Source organism: Niallia sp. CD-39, assembly GCF_059874745.1.
Genome location: NZ_JCBCPS010000003.1, coordinates 255269 through 271992 on the forward strand (window position 1 = coordinate 255269; position 16724 = coordinate 271992).

The following is a 16724-nucleotide window of genomic DNA, read 5'->3' on the forward strand; positions in this document are numbered from 1 at the left end:
TCCACTTATTACTTAATAGCAATGGAGAATATATTTACTTTCAGTCTTTTGTCAGCCGTTATATAGAATAAATAGTTCCACAGCACATTAAAGTCTAACCGGTTTTGTTTACTTTAATGTTTTGGAAACTACTTATTCATCTATATTGAAATAAAAGCAATCTCTTACTTGTTTGAGTAATGCATTTTAACAGAAGGAAGAAGTGTAATAAATTGAATTAAAATCCCTAGGAAGATGTAGAAGACATGAATAAAAGCAACGCTTTGAATCAAATACATTTGGACTGTAATCCAAATAATTAATATAAAACCTATGTACAGTGAAATATTCCATGACCAGTGTATTTTCTTATAAAGACGGAGATTGTCAATGATTTTTAAAGGCTTTTCAGAAATAAGGAAAGTTGCAGTTACTAGTGGTATAATACCTAATCCCACAAAAAGGATAATTCCTGGAATGAGAAAATTATGAAATGGGCTGTCCTTTAACATATTAGGAGTCATTGACAAAATCGAACCGTCAGGAGAAGCAATCAATAATCCTCCCCCAAAAAGTGCCCCAATACCAAGGAAAATGTGAAGAAAAATTAACAAACAGCAAGCTAAAGTCTTTCGTTGTTTCGCAAACAATGAAATCACCTCCAGGCTAATATGTTTTCACATTAATTTTACAGTAATCCAAACACTAAATTATGTGCGAACAGTGAAGTTTTTATGAAGGATAAGAAACTCAATTTACCAGTTTAAAAGAAGGAGATACACAAATCACTTTTGTTGACAGAAACAGCCTCCATAACTAGTAAAAAATATTATGGTAGGTATGTAGGAAGAAGAGCAAAAGAGCAAGAATGCTTGTATACATGTAAGTCCTCTATAATGGGTAATAACACAACGAGAGGGGATAGTTTGTGAACTCAGTCGTTAGTTCTATAAAACAGCAATTGCGCATACTGCAATATAGACACTGTCATAGGTGCACGAAAGTTAATAAATCCAATTCCCTACACAAATGCAAGGTAACTGTCACACAGAATTCCGAAACTGTGCTTTCATCATAATTTATGTGTTATTTAAAGGTGTAATTTTTTTTAATGTAGAATTAAGTACACTAAGAATGGAAGCTAGTCATTAATCTAAGTGATCAAGGGGGATCTCATGTATCATTCGCTATATAGCAATTTAGATGAAACGAGAAATAACCTAGTAGAGGAAATACATTTATTAAGCGATGCACAATTTAACAGTAAGCCGGATATTAATAAATGGAGTGTTGCACAAGTTTGTCATCACTTAGTTTTAGTTGAAGAGGCGTCTATAAAGGCTATTGCTTGGGGATTAAAGGGTATTGAAAGTACTAAAAAAGAGCGTATAAATCTTCAGCCTTTATTATTGAATAGGTTTAATAAGTTTAAAGCTCCAAAAATCGTTGAACCAGATACAGAACCGATTGAGGTTCAGCAAATAATCAATTTGTTAAACGAATCGAGGACAAAATTGCTAAACTTTCTTAAAACAATTGAGGATCTATCTATACTGTCAGATAAATCGATGAAACATCCTGCTTTGGGTGAACTATCTCTTGATCAATGGGTTGAACAAATCTATTTACATGAACAGCGACATATAGAACAAATTAAAGAAATAAAATCACTTTTAGACCTAAGTTTCTAAGCTTAACGCCATAAACAAAATAAATGTCTATATAATTACCATCTATCAACTAATTGTTTGGCTGTAATCTTTTTATACTATTGGTTTTGTCTTCGACTTGCTCAACATCTGAAAACACCAAGTGAGGAATCTGGCTAAGAGAAATACAAAGACATTTCCGATAAAAACATGAAAATAAGTCAGGTCATTATATAATACAAATAAATTAAATTTTATTAATAAAGGATCGAAAATAAATGCAAAAACGCCTGACGTAAGAAGTGAGTAAAACAGAAAGTTTTTTTGGTTGTTTAATGTCCATTGAAAAACAAGCATAAATGTTACTGGGAGTAAGGCTGAATCAAATGTAAAGCTCGGCATCAGAGAAAACACCTGGTATGGAAAGCCCCAAAGCCCTTTATTTACTCCATAAAGATCTATATATGCAAATGTCATATGTACGCTATATCCGTAAAATCCAATTAGGAAGACTTTTGATTTATCTATTTTAAAGACGAGAATAATTAAAGGGAGTATTAATAGCAATAGGTTGATCCAAAATTGATACGTGGAAAAATTGGAATATTCATGCCAATACTCTGTAATTACTTCGGTTGATTTTTCTCTTAAATAGACAAATTCATTAAACAATTCGTTTTGACTTTTCAATAGAATTGTTCTCCCTTCTGAATAATAAGCTATGCTCTTAATTATGATTCTTGTGTGTCAGACAATTGAGGATCAATCAATTTTTGAAAGCCGTAATTTAGTAAAGCTAAAGAATAGAAAATTGTAAATATCGTCGTGGATGTATATTTTTTAAGTTTATAATGACCTAATTTTTGAAAGAAGGGGTTAAAAACATAAGAAAAGATTAGGTCCATAATTAGGTTTGAAAAAGCATATATAGGAAATTTCCCATAAGTAAGGTGAAAGATCCATAGGTTTATTGTAAAAAAAGGGCCGAAGACAAAAGCTAGTCCATCAAACACGATATATTTATAACCTCCTTTTACGTTCCACCATTTAAATATTGGATTAAGTAAAATCTGAATTAGCAGCAGGACAGAACAAAATAAGGTTACAGCGATGAATCGTTTAAAAGTCTTTTTAGGTAAAAAGATAAGTGTTATTGTCCATAGCACAATGGCATTGAAAATTCTAAAAAAGTTTGCGACCATAAAGTTCACTCCGAAAGTTGATGTATTTACTCGTTAATGGATAGTATGATTTGCTATTAGTGAATTTATGTGGGAAAACATGAAGAGCACCAGAATCATTCAACTTCTGGTACTCCAGGGGGAATATAACTTGGAGGAATTCTAAGCCATCCCTTTTCTTTCATTAAATCCTTTAACGGTAATGCGTATTGCATAAGGCTAACAAGTACTTTGAAATGAATCATTGCAACATCAGATCGGATTGTTTCAGACAAAGCATTTGCAATGAACGAAATGGTTGTAGCGACTTTTAAAGAAACTAAATTTGCGATCTCATCATCATTCAGTTTTACTCCTTCTGGAATAGCATCTGGATTTGAGTCAGGTTTTACAGAATTTATATGAGGAAGTGGGATTCCTTCTTTCAATAAAAAGTCTTCAATTTCTTTTGCCCGCGTTTTACTACTTTCAAAAGCTTCTGTAATCATTTTGCTTAGCTCAATGTTAGTCGTTGTATTTAAGGCGACTTGATAAAGAACATGTGCTTCATTAAAGGCTGTATATAATGTCCAAACGCCCATTACCTCACCAACATGCATATGAGATCGTGGTTCAACATCGTGGTTGAAGTTTTTCAAAATTGTCTTTAGAAACTCAACTGTCTTATTCATTTAATCACCCCATGTCATTATATTTGTAACATTGGCTAAATCTATTTAAAATATTCTTCCGATATTGAACATGAAAAATTAGAAAGTGCAAATATAGAAAGTGATTGATTTAAAGAAGAATTATGTAAAGTTCCCTTTCCGTTACACCAGGAAAAAAGTGGTGCTTTATGTCGTTTAAATGAGCATCGACAATAGTTGGGCTATTCCCATGAAAAATTAGTTAAGTTAGGTGTGTAAAGACAAACGGTTATCACAATTGGAAAGGGAAATACAATCCATCATTGCCACTAGCGATGATTATTGCTGAACTTTTTTAATATTAGTGTAGAAAGTATTTTCTTTCTAGAAGGTGAGGTTTACAAACTATAAAGAGGAGATAAAGAAATGAATAATACATCTCATCCGATCATGTTTATTATTTTTGGTGTATTATTCTTAACAATAGCTAGCTTTTTAACGTTCACGGCCATCATGGCAAATAACTACTACTTTGGTTATGAGTTCATGTTGTTTGCAATGAGTGTGATGGCTTTTTCTATGGCGTATTTACAGCCACACTTTATGGAGCAGAATGAAAGGTCAAAGAAAATCCGTGAAAAAGGAATCGCAGCAAGTTATATCTTTATGATAGGCTATTTTAGTTTGTTTATGATGATTACTTATTTTGAACTTCTTCAACTAAGTGTGAATGGTGTCGTTAGCATCTTGACTGCGCTTTACATATCAACAACGTTTCTTTCCTTTGTTTACTATGCAAAAAAGTTGTAAGGCAATAGAAAAAATTAATAAGAGCTTAAGGTGATCATCAAAAAAAAGGTTCGTCACTCCATTTAGAGAGGCTATTTGAATAAACTAAATCATTCTTACCTTTAAACTATTAGTAACTTCGTTATTCATCGATTCGTATAGGATGCTAAAAAAATCAACGCAAATGTCTAGTAAATAAATTCGATCAACACTTGACCCTCCTGTTAAGGGGAGACATTATATTTAATTTGTAAGTTAATCCAAAAAGGGAGGAAGTAAAAATGAACTTGCAAATTAGAGAAGCACAAAAAGGAGATTTAGAAGAAATTAAAGCAATTACGATTGACACTTTCACAAAGGGTTTTACTGAAGACGAAAGTAAATTAGATGCAGCCGTAACTCTGATGTTTATGTATCCAATATTAAACAAAAGTACGTTTGGGAGGGTCGCTACATTAAATGGGGAAGTAATTGGTATCATTTTTGGTTCAAGAGCTGGAGAACTCCCAACTTGTCGCTTGCTACAAGAAGATTATACAAGTGAAATGCTCCAACTTTTGAGTTTAAATGAGATTGAACGCAAATTGTTTGTTGATCTCACATACAAAACGAATGAGGCATACTCCAAGTTAATTAATGGAAAAGAAAATGAGTTTCAGGGATGTTTAGAGTTCTTTGCAGTATCAGCAAAGGCAAGAGGAAAAAAGATAGGAAAAAAACTTCTCCGATTGAGAAGTATTTTTTATTAGACATATGCTCCTCCAATAAGCCTCATAAAACACTCTTGCTAACTAGTTTCTCACTCTCTAATAAATCATAAAATATTCTCTTATTCAAATTGTAGGGAAAGTTGTTGTACAAAATAGAAAATAAGAACTCAGGAAGGATGCTCTGTTTACCTAACATAAATGCTTTTATAATTGAACTGTTCATTTTTTAGTACGTAAGTATATGGAAGCTTTGCTTTAGCAGTAGGCGATTTTATTAGTACCGATTATGCTTGTACTTAAAATTCCGACTCGGATGACGATCGCCACTTCATTAGCAATTACGTTCCTTTCATCGATTGGTGCGACATTGGTAAAGTGACAACAGGGCAAATTGATTACATGCCTGCCTTCATCATGATTGTTGCTAGTATAATTGCTTCTCCAATTGGAGCGATTGTAGGGAAAAAAATGAATACAAAATTGCTACAAATGATATTAGCCTTAATGATTTCAGCAACTGCGATTAAAATATGGATGGATCTATTATAAACGTAATTTCGACAATTTAATTAGGAAGCCTGAGAGCTAATTGTTCTCAGGTTCCCATTGCAATCAATAATATTGCTGCAATGAAATTTGGAAAGCCAAGCAGTGCTGTTTTATACATTCCGTTTACACGCTTTAGCCTCAATTCCTCGTTTAACGCAAGATGCATCACCCGATTTTCTTCACCGCTGACAAATACTCCCCCTAATAAAGCACTAATAAGAAGCAATACGAAGCCAATTCCACCAGCTATCATCGTGAAAAATTCATAACCTGATGTAAACCATGCCAATGCAAACAGTAAAAGTGCAGATGCTAATCCGAAAAACAAATATCTTCGCATCCTGTTCCCTCCCTTCATCCAAAAAATAAGAAGAATTCTTTGAGTAGTATATTTCGCTAATGTTCAAAATGGAACTTGCTTGAATTCTGAATTGTAATAAAAACTTTCTTTTCAGATTATTTAAATGTAAAATAAAACCATATATAAGAAAGGAAGATTGTCACGGATGGTATGATTGAACTCATATTTATTCTTATGTTTTTGTCACCTTTATTATGGATCATCGTAAAAAAGACTAAACTGGCTATTGTAAATGGGGTTGTTTTACTATGCAATGTAGTGCTTTGGTACAACAGCTTAAAGTTTAAAGGTGGATTCGTGTTGAACAGTGAGACAATCATATGGATGTTTTTTCTCATCATGTCAATCGGATTCTTTATCGCTGCATGGACAACAATCGTATATCAATGGTTCGGTGCGAACAAGCTTCATGTGACATTGTCTTTATTCATCGCAATTTCCATATGGATATTATCATATATAAGCTTTGAGAATACGGAACTTTCTACAGCATTTATTGGCATTTTCACACCAGTTTACATGATAGCCATTTTTCTACTTTCATTAACAAAGAAAAGATGGGCAAATGCGTAATCGATAAAATTAGCAAGGCGTAATTATGAACCTTCCTTACAACAAAGGAGTTAATTCAAATGTATTTTCATGACTGCCACTTCTGATTTTCCTTTAATGGGAGGAGGCATAAACGTGGTCTCATACAATAATTGCATTTCCATATTTTTGTTTTAAAGAGTTTTGTAGCTACAATTGGTAATTTTTCATAAAATGGAAATAAAGCTTGAGTAGGAGGTTGCAGATGACACAGCAATGGTTAATTTGGGCAAGAAGGATGCAAGCAATAGCACAATCAGGCTTGCATTACGCAAAAGATGAGTTTGATAGAGAGAGATACGAGGAACTGATGCAAATCAGTGTTGAGGTTTTTAGTAAATATGGAGCCGTAAATGAAAAGCAAGTTGATGCGTTGTTTTCCTTGGAGAAGGGCTATCAAACTCCTAAGCTTGATGTGAGGGGAGTTGTATTTTATAAAGGTAAGATTTTGCTTGTGAAAGAGAAAGAAGAAGGAGAATGGTCACTGCCAGGAGGTTTTTGCGATGTTGGGCGTTCAGCCTCTGAAAATGTAGTAAAAGAAATTGAAGAAGAGGCAGGCTTAATAGTAAAAACGTCTAAGCTTCTAGCTGTTCTCGATATGAACAAGTATCAACATCCACCCCAGCCTTTCCATTATTATAAGCTGTTTTTTCTTTGTGAATGGGTAGCTGGTGAAAAGATGGTTGGTGTAGAAACATCAGATGTGCAGTTTTTTCGTAAAGATGAGCTGCCAAAACTTTCAGAGAATCGCAATACATATGAACAGATAGAAACGATGTTTTCCTTTTTAGATCAACCGCTTAAAGAAACAATCTATGATTAATGCAGGAGGGGAATAGGTGGTACATTAGAGAAATAAAACATGAAGTTAGAAAGTAGTTGATAGATTTAAAGATCGAGTACACAAAACCTCTGATTATTTATTATAGGAGGCTGATGAAAGAAAAAGCTCATTGACTGATTGAAGAGAAAATGATTGCAGGAATTATTAAATCTGCAAACTCAACGATTCAAGTAGCTATTGATGAAAATGAGTTAATGGTTACCCCTTTGCATTAGGTAGAAAAGCATGAAGAAAGAGGAGATTCGTTGGAATGGGTTAGGAACGAAGCTCTTTCAAGCATTAGACAAGTGGGCTGATCAAAATGGCATAGTTCGCTTGGAATTAACGGTAATCGATAAAAATAAAGCAGGAATCGCTTTGTACAAAAAAAGAGGTTTTGAAGTAGAAGGGTAAAAAAAGACTCACTACGCATAGGTGATACATACGTTAATGAGCTCTTTATGGCAAAACGACTATAAGTTATTGCTTGACCTACGATACACGAGAAGGACATTTCCATTTTTGAAATCTCGAGTTTCTACAAGCTTTAAATGTTGTTGGTGATGGTGAAACAATTTCTGTCCTTTGCCAAGGAGGACAGGGTTAACGATGAGTCTGTATTCATCAATTGCATCTTCTATCATAAACACTTGTGCAATTGAAGCACCTGCGAGTAAAGCGAGGTTCTTGTCTCTATCGCTTTTTAACTGCATCACAACTTCCTTCGAGGCGTCTTTAACAATGGTTGTGTTCCAATTGGCAGGCGATAATGTTTGAGAGAAGACGATCTTTTCTTTACTGTTCATTTTCTTTGCGAAGCTTCGTATTTGCTGTGATAACGCTGGATCATCCTCAGCGTATGGCCAAAACTCGACCATCATTTCATAAGCTTTTCGCCCGTACAAGAGGACATCAACTGAATCAAGAAATTCGTCCATATACTCATGCATCCCTTCATCCATCACATGCCATGAGCAATCCCCATCTTCACCAGCAACAAATCCATCTAATGACATCATCATTGAAAGAACGACTTTACCCATTTATACACCTCCAATGATTTTATTCGTCATTAATGTAAATTTTCCTCTGACAGTTGTTGTCTGAAAGTTCACATTAATAAATATTGAAATAAATACCAAAAAATGATTTCGTTTGGGGTTGATTGTTTGTTTCATTACTTGAAATCTTCCATACGTCAACGATTTATTTATCATTCTCTTGATTATTTTAAATATTGTTGGACTTGGATACATTGGCGCTTTAGCTATTTCTGAAAGAATGACAATTGAAACGAATAAAAATTTAGAAGAGCATTGGAGCTATCATTACGAAGTGATCGCGAATCGTGCAGAGAAGAAAGTTCGCTTCTTGGACGGGAATGTTATGGAATAATCGTTAACGGAAATATGATGACATTTAAACGGCAGGAGCGAGGGCTTTTGTCGTTTTTATGATATGATGTAAATATTCTTAATTTTCCTTTAATGAGGTGGCAACATGAATGGGACGTTAAAAGCAGCTATTCAATTGAGGCAAGAAGGCAAACTGAAGGAATCAAATGTTTTGCTACTGGAGCTAGCGAATGATGAACCGAGCAATCCGGTTGTTCAGTATCAATGTGCATGGAGCTATGACGTATTAGGGTTGGAGGCAGAGGCTGTGCCTCATTATGAGAAAGCGATTGAGCTCGGATTAGAAGGTGAAGACTTACATGGAGCTTATATCGGACTTGGAAGTACATATCGTACTCTTGGAGAATATGAAAAGTCAAAAGCAGTATTTGAAAGTGGACTGGCTATTTTTCCACATAATCGAGCACTTCAATCATTTTATGCGATGACTCTATACAATCTGAATAATCATGATAAGGCAATGGAATTGCTATTAAATATTATTGCAGAAAGTAGCGATGATGAAGGGGTGCAAAGCTATAAAAAGGCGATTTCATTTTATGCTTCAAAGTTAGATAGAGTTTGGAGATGAGAGTATGTTGAATACAATTTTAAAAGATGAAATGACGGTAAGTGAACTTCAGGAAGCGATGATGAATGGAGAGTTGACTTCAAGGGAACTCGTCGTATTTTGCTTGGGCAAAATGGCAAAGTTAGATGGTGACGGGCCAAAACTAAACTCCGTAATTGAGATCAATCCCGATGCAATTTTTATCGCGGAGGCATTAGATGCTGAAAGATTAGTAGAAGGATCGAGAGGGATGCTTCATGGCATTCCTGTTTTAATAAAAGACAATATCGAGACGGGTGACTCGATGGCGACAAGTGCGGGAACATTTGCTTTAGAAAAGCACTTTGCAAATGAAGACAGTTTTCTTGTCAAGAAGTTACGTGATGCTGGAGCTGTCATAATTGGCAAAGCGAATATGACGGAGCTTGCCAATGGGATGTCTTCTACGATGTGGGCAGGCTATAGTGCTCGTGGTGGGCAAGTGAGAAATCCGTATGGAGATGATCAAATGTTTGTTGGAGGTTCTAGCTCTGGTTCAGCGGTAGCTGTGGCGGCGAACCTTGTCCCACTAGCAGTTGGAACAGAAACAAATGCTTCGATCCTAAGTCCAGCCACACAAAATGCGGTCGTCGGAATCAAGCCTACCGTCGGCTTAATCAGTCGTTCAGGCATTATTCCTTTTACGTACACACAAGATACTGCTGGCCCGATGGCAAGAACGGTTGAAGATGCAGCGATCCTATTAACAGTAATGTCAGGTCAAGATTGTAAAGATGCAGCAACTTTAAAAGCAATCATAGAAGAGGAATATATCACGTATTTGAATTCTGATGGTCTTAAAGGAGCAAGAATCGGCGTCTATCGTCCGAATGGAAAATCTGCTGATATTGACGAAGAACTCTATAATAGAGCAATTGAAGCAATTAAAACCGCTGGCGCAGAAGTCATTGAATACATTGAACTTCCTTCGATGAAGCGTGAATGGAGTCGGTCTGTTATGCAATATGAATTTAAGCATAGCCTTGATCAATTTTTAGTGAAGCTACCTTCACATGCACCGGTTCATTCACTCGAAGAATTGGTAGAATATAATAAGAAGATTGGTGAGCGAGCACTTAAGTATGGACAGGACCAGCTTGAGGTAAAATTAGAGATAGAAAGCTCTTTATCAAATTCAGAATACTTAAGTGCAAAGCTGGATGATCTCTATTATGCTCAAGAGAAGGGGATTGACGAATGCTTGGAGAAGTATGAGCTTGATGCGATTCTGTTTCCTTCTTACATAGGATCGACGATAAGTGCGAAGGCGGGCTACCCTTCAATTGCAGTTCCAGCAGGATTTTTCCCAAGTGGACGTCCATTCGGCATTACCTTTGCGGGTACATCCTTTTCTGAAGGGAAACTCATTGAACTTGCCTATGCGTTTGAGCAAGCGACTAATTTAAGAAGACCACCAAATTTGATTGAAAAGGACTGATCTTATGAAAAAAGCTGCACCGTTTTTAATGTTTCAAGGAAATGCAGAAGAAGCGCTAAACTTTTATGTAGAATTGATGGATGATGCAGAAATCACTTCTTTTACAAAAGAAGAGGGTAAGGACTATCAAGCAATCCTCAAACTGAAAGATCAAGAATTCATGTGCCTTGACAGCAGCATCAAGCATGATTTTAACTTCACACCATCATTTTCGATCTTTTTGTCATGTGAGACAGAGGAAGAAATTGACCACCTCTTTACTAAGTTAACTGATGGGGGCAGCGTTCTAATGCCACTCGACAATTATGGATTTAGCCAAAAATTTGCTTGGATCGTCGATCAGTACGGCGTTTCATGGCAAATGACATTAGAGTAAATGTAAAGATAAGCACCCCTGTTAAATTGCAAAATCGAGGGTCTGATCGTGGGTTTACTAGATAAAATCAGATTTGTGCAAGATAAAATTGATTTTCTACTAGATAAAATCTGATTTTCACTAGATAAAATGAAATCTGGGGTATGAAGTCTATCTTTTGCTAGATAAAATTAAATGTGTGCAAGATAAAATCTGATTTGTGCTAGATATAATTGATTTTATGCTAGATAAAATCTGATTTCCACTAGATAAAATGAAATCTGTGGTATGAAGTCTACCTCTTGCTAGATAAAATTAGATTTGTGCTAGATAAAATCTGATTTTCACTAGATAAAATGAAATCTGTGGTATGAAGTCTATCTCTTGCTAGATAAAACTAGATTTGTGCTAGATAGAATCAAACTTCTGCTAGATATAATAGTAAGTACGGATAAATACTCAAGCACGTAAGATCTAATCACAAGTTCCGGGCACTTCATAACTAAGTTCCGAACACTACATAACTTGATTCCGAACGATTCATAATTATGTTCCGACCTTTTCATAACTAAGTTTCGAAGTTCTCAAAACGTCCTTCCGAATAAGTCAAAGCCCTCATCAAAAAGATGAGGGCTGTTTGATCAGCTAGATGCTGTCTGGAGCTTGTCCATGTATTTAAGTGCTTTGCCTGTGCCGATTGCTACTGATTCTAGCGGGCTTGGTGCAAGGTGTACGGGTACGACTATTTCTTGGGAAATCCATTCTTCCATTCCATTAAGAAGAGAGCCGCCTCCAGTTAGGATAACTCCACGATCAACGATGTCTCCACTTAGCTCAGCTGGACTGTCTTCCAAAGTTGCACGGATCGTTTCGAGAATGTGTAGCAAAGATTCACGCATCGCTTCACGAATTTCATAAGAGGTTAAAGTAATCGTCTTAGGAAGGCCGGTTACTAGATCACGTCCACGAATGTCCATTTTTAATTCCTCATGGTCAATTAATGCGTGACCAATTTCCATTTTAATTGTTTCTGCCGTTCTTTCTCCAATAAGCACGTTATATTCTTTACGAACATATTGAATGATATCATCATCTAAGCGATCTCCACCAATGCGGACCGAATGACATGCTACAACTCCACCGAAGGAGATGATCGCAACTTCTGTTGAACCGCCACCAATGTCTACTACAACATTCGCAACCGGTTCATCTACAGGTAAACCTGCTCCAATTGCAGCTGCAACGGGTTCTTCAATCAGATGAACCTTCTTCGCTCCAGCATTCCGTACCGCATCATGGATCGCACGACGTTCCACACTAGTCGAGCCAGATGGTGTACATACTACAACATTTGGTTTTCGAATTGAAAAGCCTCCTTTTTTCGCAGCCTTTCTAAGTACATGTGTTAGCATTTGTGTCGTAGTATCATAATCAGCAATTACTCCGTCCTTAAGTGGACGAATTGCGACGATACTACCCGGTGTTTTCCCTATCATTTCTTTTGCTTCTTTACCAACAGCTAAAACTTTATTAGTATTTTTATCAATCGCAACTACTGATGGTTCATTTAATGCAATGCCTTTATTTTTACTATAAACAAGAATATTTGCTGTTCCTAAATCAATTCCGATTTCTGAGTTTGTAAACATAAACTTTCACCTAATTTCAATATTTTCATCATCAAATTTACCTTCCAATAAGGTAACATGAGAATAGGAGGAATAAGTTATTGTTAATAAAACGTCAACTAATTGTAAACGGAAAAACATGAACTGCTTCCAGATGATAAAAACATTTAATATGTATAATTATTTGTAAAATTGGACATACTTTATTGATGTTTCCTGTCTTTTTTACATGGTAGAATAGAATTCGTATCTCTATCCATTCTATGGTAGTATAATGTCAAGAATGGAGTTATTGTAAAGGCAGTGAGAAAGATTGACAATTAAACAGAAACTACTGGTTCTTATTGGACCAACAGCTGTTGGCAAAACAAAATTAAGCATTGAACTAGCAAAAAAGTTGAATGGTGAAATCATTAGTGGAGATTCAATGCAAATCTATCGAGGCATGGATATTGGTACAGCCAAAATCAGTAAAACTGAGATGGAAGGTATACCGCATCATCTCATCGATATTAAGGAACCTGAGGAATCATTTTCAACAGCACAATTCCAAAAGTTAGTTCGCAGTAAGATTGAAGAAATCGCAAGTCGAGGTAAACTTCCAATGATTGTTGGTGGTACTGGTCTTTATATTCAATCAGTCATTCATGACTACCAGTTTTCGGAAGCACCACAAGATGAAGAATTTCGTATGCAACTAGAAGAAAGAGTTCTAGTTGAAGGAAATGAAAAGCTACATAACGAACTTAAGAAAATTGACCCTACGAGTGCTGAAGCAATTCATCCAAATAATATACGCCGGGTCATTCGTGCATTAGAAGTTTATCACTGTACAGGTATTCCGTTATCATCCTATCAAGAGAAGCAACAAACAGAGATGCTTTATGACACTGCGCTTATCGGTCTAACGATGGATAGACAAGAGTTGTACAGCCGCATTAACTATCGAGTTGATTTGATGATGGAAGAAGGGCTACTGGATGAAGTGAAGGAAATGCACTCAGCTGGTATAAGAGATTGCCAATCGATTCAAGCGATTGGATATAAGGAGTTATACGATTATATTGAAGGGAAAACAGAGCTAAATGAGGCGATTTTACAACTGAAGCAAAATTCTCGGCGCTATGCAAAACGTCAGCTTACATGGTTTCGCAACAAAATGAATGTGGTATGGTTTGATATGTCAGTAACCACAGATGATAATTGGATAAAAAAATTCGCTGAGATTTCCAATTATATTGAAGGAAAGCTGCATTTAAAATCGAATACATAAATATAGAGATAAAAGAGGAGGATCCATTAATGAAAACATCCATTAATATTCAAGATCAGTTCTTAAATCAACTTCGCAAAGACAATGCCAATGTGACCGTGTTTCTATTGAATGGTTTTCAAATTCGTGGTCAAGTAAAAGGTTTCGATAATTTTACTGTATTATTTGAATCAGAAGGTAAGCAACAGCTTGTCTATAAACATGCTATTTCAACGTTTGCTCCACAAAGAAATGTTCAATTAGATTTAGACGGCTCAAAATAGATATACCGAAAAAAAACAACATCTTCTACATTAGGAGATGTTGTTTTTTTATTTTCAATGAATGTGGGACCTTAATGTGATTAGAACAATTTGATTAAATGTGGCGACGACTCCAAAGGTTTAGTGTAAGTGAGATTAATTATGGAAGTAAGGATACGAGCTTGGACCAGTCAACGAAAGTGTCAGCTGGAATAGTAATCGAAGAAACAGTTGTACATTTTTCTTTAATGAAATTTGTACCATAAGAATACATATAGTATAAGAATGGTTTTGTAGGGATTCGCCATAGGCGTTTGTCACAACAAAGACCTCTAATGTGTATACTGTTTTAGAATGTGAGGTGACATTTTTGGATCAGCCTATTCGTTTGAAGAATAACGGACAAATTAGCATTGTCTTAAACTCGCAGAAAAGAAAGTCAATGCATAAGGAACTTCCTCCAGCCCAGATTCAAACAAAAACTTTGCCTCAGGAGCACCTTGCCTTAAAGGAGATTGAGAATGAACTTGCAGAGTTAGTGGGAATGGAAGAAATGAAAAAAATGATAAAAGAAATTTATGCATGGATCTATATTAATAAAAAACGTGAAGAAGCAGGATTGAAAGTTGGCAAACAAGCGCTCCATATGATGTTTAAAGGAAATCCTGGAACAGGTAAGACAACAGTGGCAAGATTAATTGGCAAGCTGTTTCAAAAAATGAATGTATTATCAAAAGGTCATCTAATCGAAGCAGAGCGTGCGGATTTAGTTGGTGAGTACATCGGACACACTGCACAAAAAACAAGAGATTTAGTTAAGAAAGCAATTGGTGGAATTTTGTTTATAGATGAGGCGTATTCATTAGGTCGAGGTGGGGAAAAGGATTTTGGTAAGGAAGCGATCGACACGCTTGTAAAGCATATGGAAGACAAACAGCATGAATTTATTTTAATTCTTGCCGGCTATTCGCGAGAAATGGATTTTTTCTTGACTTTGAATCCTGGTCTGCACTCTAGGTTTCCACTCGTTATCGATTTTCCTGATTATTCGATTGAACAATTAATGGATATTGGGTTACGGATGTTGAAAGAGAAAGAATATACACTTAGTCGAGAAGCGGAAAAAAAACTAAGAGATCATTTGTTGTGGGTAAAATCAGTGCTAAATCCAAAAACTTTTTCTAATGGTCGCTATATTCGAAATGTGATTGAGAAATCAATCCGTGCCCAAGCAATGCGGCTTCTCATGCAAGATTACTATGATCGCCATGAATTGATGACTTTAAGAAGCAATGATTTGATTTTTGAAGAAGATTAGAGGCGAAAAGCATTGTCCATTTGACAATGCTTGTAAATGTTTACAAACATTCATGAATATCGTTGTTTGTATCACTCTCTTCTTTATGAAACGTGTGTTCTATTCTGTTCTTCACTCTACTACATTTCAAAGAATGATAAGCGTTATTAAGAAATAAGTTTCCTCAAAAAAATGTAGACAAAGTTATATGTTGTCTTTGTCTACATTTATATGGTTACCCATATCTGATGGCAAGCTTTACATTTTTACTGTCAAACGCTTAACTGGCAATTTCCATTTGAATGTATATGATAATACCCTCAGTGCTGTAATAGAAACAAACAAGATCAGTAATTCAACAGGAGTCGAGAACATGCCAAGCCCGATTGTCAGGCCACATAGAATTGCCCATACGGCATAGATTTCTGATCTAAGAACGAGAGGTTTACGCTGAGCTAATAAATCGCGAACAATTCCCCCGCCGCTACCTGTTAACACAGCTGCAACGATTACTGCGCTTAATGGGTGGTTCATTCCTGTCGCATATAAGGCACCTTGAATAGCAAAGGCAGCTAATCCTATCGCATCTGTAAAGTTTCCCCACAGATTCCAATGTTTTAATAAACGATTTGGAAAGATGATAATCGCGGTAATGGATAATAAAGCTATTTGAAAGAAAAAGCCTTGTTCCCAAAGTGCCGAGATTGGAACACCAATTAATAAGTTACGGATTGCTCCACCACCAAAGGCTGTTACAACTCCTAGTATATAAATGCCTAAAATATCATATTCTTCTTCCATTGCAACGATTGCACCACTAATTGCAAAGGCAATCGTTCCAAACATACTTAGTACATCCCAAGTCATTCTCAAATACCCCGTTCAGATTAAATAGCAATTTTACTTTCTTATATATCGAACTTTCCTAACCGAGATATTCTATCATGATAAAGGAATAAATCAATAGGTTTCTCTATTGTCAGAATAGTAATACGAATAGTGTTCTTTGCTGTTTTTTGATATGATGAAGTGTATGAATGTTTAGGAGAGAAGGTTTTGTATGCTAAATAAGCCTACTATAGAAAAAGTGATTCTTGTCGGCTGCCAAACAGACGATGAAGAACAACGATTTACGTATTCAATGGATGAATTGGCTTCCTTGACAAAGACAGCGAATGGAGAAGTTGTTGCAAAATTGTCGCAAAAAAGGGACCGAGTTCATCCTT

20 protein-coding genes and 2 pseudogenes are annotated in these 16724 nt (G+C 35.7%); 15 read left to right on the forward strand and 7 right to left on the reverse strand.

Going from position 1 to position 16724, the window contains the following annotated elements:
- Positions 1 to 164: 164 nt before the first annotated feature.
- Complete coding sequence (locus tag AC6F34_RS09610; protein ID WP_500771457.1) at positions 165 to 629, reverse strand: hypothetical protein; 465 nt, start codon at positions 627 to 629, stop codon at positions 165 to 167.
- A 525-nt stretch (positions 630 to 1154) separates the two neighbouring features.
- Here AC6F34_RS09610 and AC6F34_RS09615 point away from each other — a divergent pair.
- Positions 1155 to 1670 carry a DinB family protein gene (locus tag AC6F34_RS09615; protein ID WP_500771459.1) on the forward strand — a complete coding sequence of 172 codons (516 nt, stop codon included), beginning with the start codon at positions 1155 to 1157 and terminating at the stop codon, positions 1668 to 1670.
- 72 nt (positions 1671 to 1742) lie between these two features.
- Here the strand turns inward: AC6F34_RS09615 and AC6F34_RS09620 are convergent, their stop codons facing one another.
- Complete coding sequence (locus tag AC6F34_RS09620; protein ID WP_500771461.1) at positions 1743 to 2318, reverse strand: CBO0543 family protein; 576 nt, start codon at positions 2316 to 2318, stop codon at positions 1743 to 1745.
- A 607-nt stretch (positions 2319 to 2925) separates the two neighbouring features.
- The gene (locus AC6F34_RS09625; protein WP_500771463.1) at positions 2926 to 3480 is read right to left on the reverse strand and encodes a DUF3231 family protein; all 555 of its coding nucleotides are present in this window, start codon (positions 3478 to 3480) and stop codon (positions 2926 to 2928) included.
- A 384-nt stretch (positions 3481 to 3864) separates the two neighbouring features.
- Here AC6F34_RS09625 and AC6F34_RS09630 point away from each other — a divergent pair, with 384 nt between their 5' ends.
- The 3 genes and pseudogenes from AC6F34_RS09630 to AC6F34_RS09640 all read left to right on the forward strand — a co-directional run.
- Positions 3865 to 4248, forward strand: a complete 384-nt coding sequence (locus AC6F34_RS09630) for a permease (RefSeq protein WP_500771465.1) — start codon at positions 3865 to 3867, stop codon at positions 4246 to 4248.
- Between the two features lie 260 nt (positions 4249 to 4508).
- On the forward strand, positions 4509 to 4976 hold the full coding sequence (locus tag AC6F34_RS09635) for a GNAT family N-acetyltransferase (protein ID WP_500771467.1): 468 nt from the start codon (positions 4509 to 4511) through the stop codon (positions 4974 to 4976).
- Positions 4977 to 5202: 226 nt separating this feature from the next.
- Positions 5203 to 5486, forward strand: a pseudogene (locus AC6F34_RS09640) (TSUP family transporter); the annotation flags it as partial.
- Between the two features lie 46 nt (positions 5487 to 5532).
- Here the strand turns inward: AC6F34_RS09640 and AC6F34_RS09645 are convergent.
- On the reverse strand, positions 5533 to 5826 hold the full coding sequence (locus AC6F34_RS09645; protein ID WP_500771469.1) for a DUF5316 family protein: 294 nt from the start codon (positions 5824 to 5826) through the stop codon (positions 5533 to 5535).
- Positions 5827 to 6147: 321 nt separating this feature from the next.
- Here AC6F34_RS09645 and AC6F34_RS09650 point away from each other — a divergent pair, with 321 nt between their 5' ends.
- The 3 genes from AC6F34_RS09650 (at position 6148) to AC6F34_RS09660 (ending at position 7675) form a co-directional block, all read left to right on the forward strand.
- The gene (locus AC6F34_RS09650; protein WP_500771471.1) at positions 6148 to 6420 is read left to right on the forward strand and encodes a hypothetical protein; all 273 of its coding nucleotides are present in this window, start codon (positions 6148 to 6150) and stop codon (positions 6418 to 6420) included.
- Positions 6421 to 6643: 223 nt separating this feature from the next.
- Positions 6644 to 7261, forward strand: a complete 618-nt coding sequence (locus AC6F34_RS09655) for an NUDIX hydrolase (RefSeq protein ID WP_500771473.1) — start codon at positions 6644 to 6646, stop codon at positions 7259 to 7261.
- A 246-nt stretch (positions 7262 to 7507) separates the two neighbouring features.
- Positions 7508 to 7675 (forward strand): GNAT family N-acetyltransferase, encoded by a 168-nt coding sequence (locus AC6F34_RS09660; RefSeq protein ID WP_500771475.1) that lies wholly within the window; start codon positions 7508 to 7510, stop codon positions 7673 to 7675.
- Between the two features lie 59 nt (positions 7676 to 7734).
- On the opposite strand, the gene AC6F34_RS09665 is transcribed toward AC6F34_RS09660, so the two are convergent.
- A complete protein-coding gene (locus AC6F34_RS09665; RefSeq protein ID WP_500771477.1) occupies positions 7735 to 8304 on the reverse strand; it encodes a dihydrofolate reductase family protein in 570 nt (189 codons plus the stop codon).
- A 178-nt stretch (positions 8305 to 8482) separates the two neighbouring features.
- On the opposite strand from AC6F34_RS09665, the gene AC6F34_RS09670 reads away from it, so the two are divergent.
- From AC6F34_RS09670 to AC6F34_RS09685, 4 genes are all read left to right on the forward strand, one after another.
- Positions 8483 to 8656 (forward strand): hypothetical protein, encoded by a 174-nt coding sequence (locus tag AC6F34_RS09670; RefSeq protein ID WP_500771479.1) that lies wholly within the window; start codon positions 8483 to 8485, stop codon positions 8654 to 8656.
- Between the two features lie 105 nt (positions 8657 to 8761).
- Positions 8762 to 9247 (forward strand): tetratricopeptide repeat protein, encoded by a 486-nt coding sequence (locus tag AC6F34_RS09675; RefSeq protein ID WP_500771481.1) that lies wholly within the window; start codon positions 8762 to 8764, stop codon positions 9245 to 9247.
- Positions 9248 to 9251: 4 nt separating this feature from the next.
- On the forward strand, positions 9252 to 10703 hold the full coding sequence (locus AC6F34_RS09680) for an amidase family protein (RefSeq protein WP_500771483.1): 1452 nt from the start codon (positions 9252 to 9254) through the stop codon (positions 10701 to 10703).
- 4 nt (positions 10704 to 10707) lie between these two features.
- Positions 10708 to 11079, forward strand: a complete 372-nt coding sequence (locus tag AC6F34_RS09685; RefSeq protein WP_500771485.1) for a VOC family protein — start codon at positions 10708 to 10710, stop codon at positions 11077 to 11079.
- 620 nt (positions 11080 to 11699) lie between these two features.
- Here AC6F34_RS09685 and mreBH read toward each other — a convergent pair.
- The gene (gene mreBH / locus AC6F34_RS09690) at positions 11700 to 12707 is read right to left on the reverse strand and encodes a rod-share determining protein MreBH (RefSeq protein ID WP_500771487.1); all 1008 of its coding nucleotides are present in this window, start codon (positions 12705 to 12707) and stop codon (positions 11700 to 11702) included.
- 292 nt (positions 12708 to 12999) lie between these two features.
- Between mreBH and miaA the strand changes: the two genes are divergently transcribed.
- From miaA to spoVK, 3 genes are all read left to right on the forward strand, one after another.
- Positions 13000 to 13959 (forward strand): tRNA (adenosine(37)-N6)-dimethylallyltransferase MiaA, encoded by a 960-nt coding sequence (gene miaA, locus AC6F34_RS09695; RefSeq protein ID WP_500771489.1) that lies wholly within the window; start codon positions 13000 to 13002, stop codon positions 13957 to 13959.
- 29 nt (positions 13960 to 13988) lie between these two features.
- A complete protein-coding gene (gene hfq / locus AC6F34_RS09700; protein ID WP_500771491.1) occupies positions 13989 to 14222 on the forward strand; it encodes an RNA chaperone Hfq in 234 nt (77 codons plus the stop codon).
- Positions 14223 to 14571: 349 nt separating this feature from the next.
- Complete coding sequence (gene spoVK, locus AC6F34_RS09705; RefSeq protein WP_500771492.1) at positions 14572 to 15519, forward strand: stage V sporulation protein K; 948 nt, start codon at positions 14572 to 14574, stop codon at positions 15517 to 15519.
- A 237-nt stretch (positions 15520 to 15756) separates the two neighbouring features.
- Here the strand turns inward: spoVK and AC6F34_RS09710 are convergent, their stop codons facing one another.
- Positions 15757 to 16365: a trimeric intracellular cation channel family protein gene (locus AC6F34_RS09710; protein WP_500771494.1), complete on the reverse strand. Its 609-nt coding sequence runs from the start codon at positions 16363 to 16365 to the stop codon at positions 15757 to 15759.
- Between the two features lie 193 nt (positions 16366 to 16558).
- Between AC6F34_RS09710 and AC6F34_RS09715 the strand changes: the two are divergent.
- Positions 16559 to 16724, forward strand: a pseudogene (locus AC6F34_RS09715) (GTPase HflX); the annotation flags it as partial.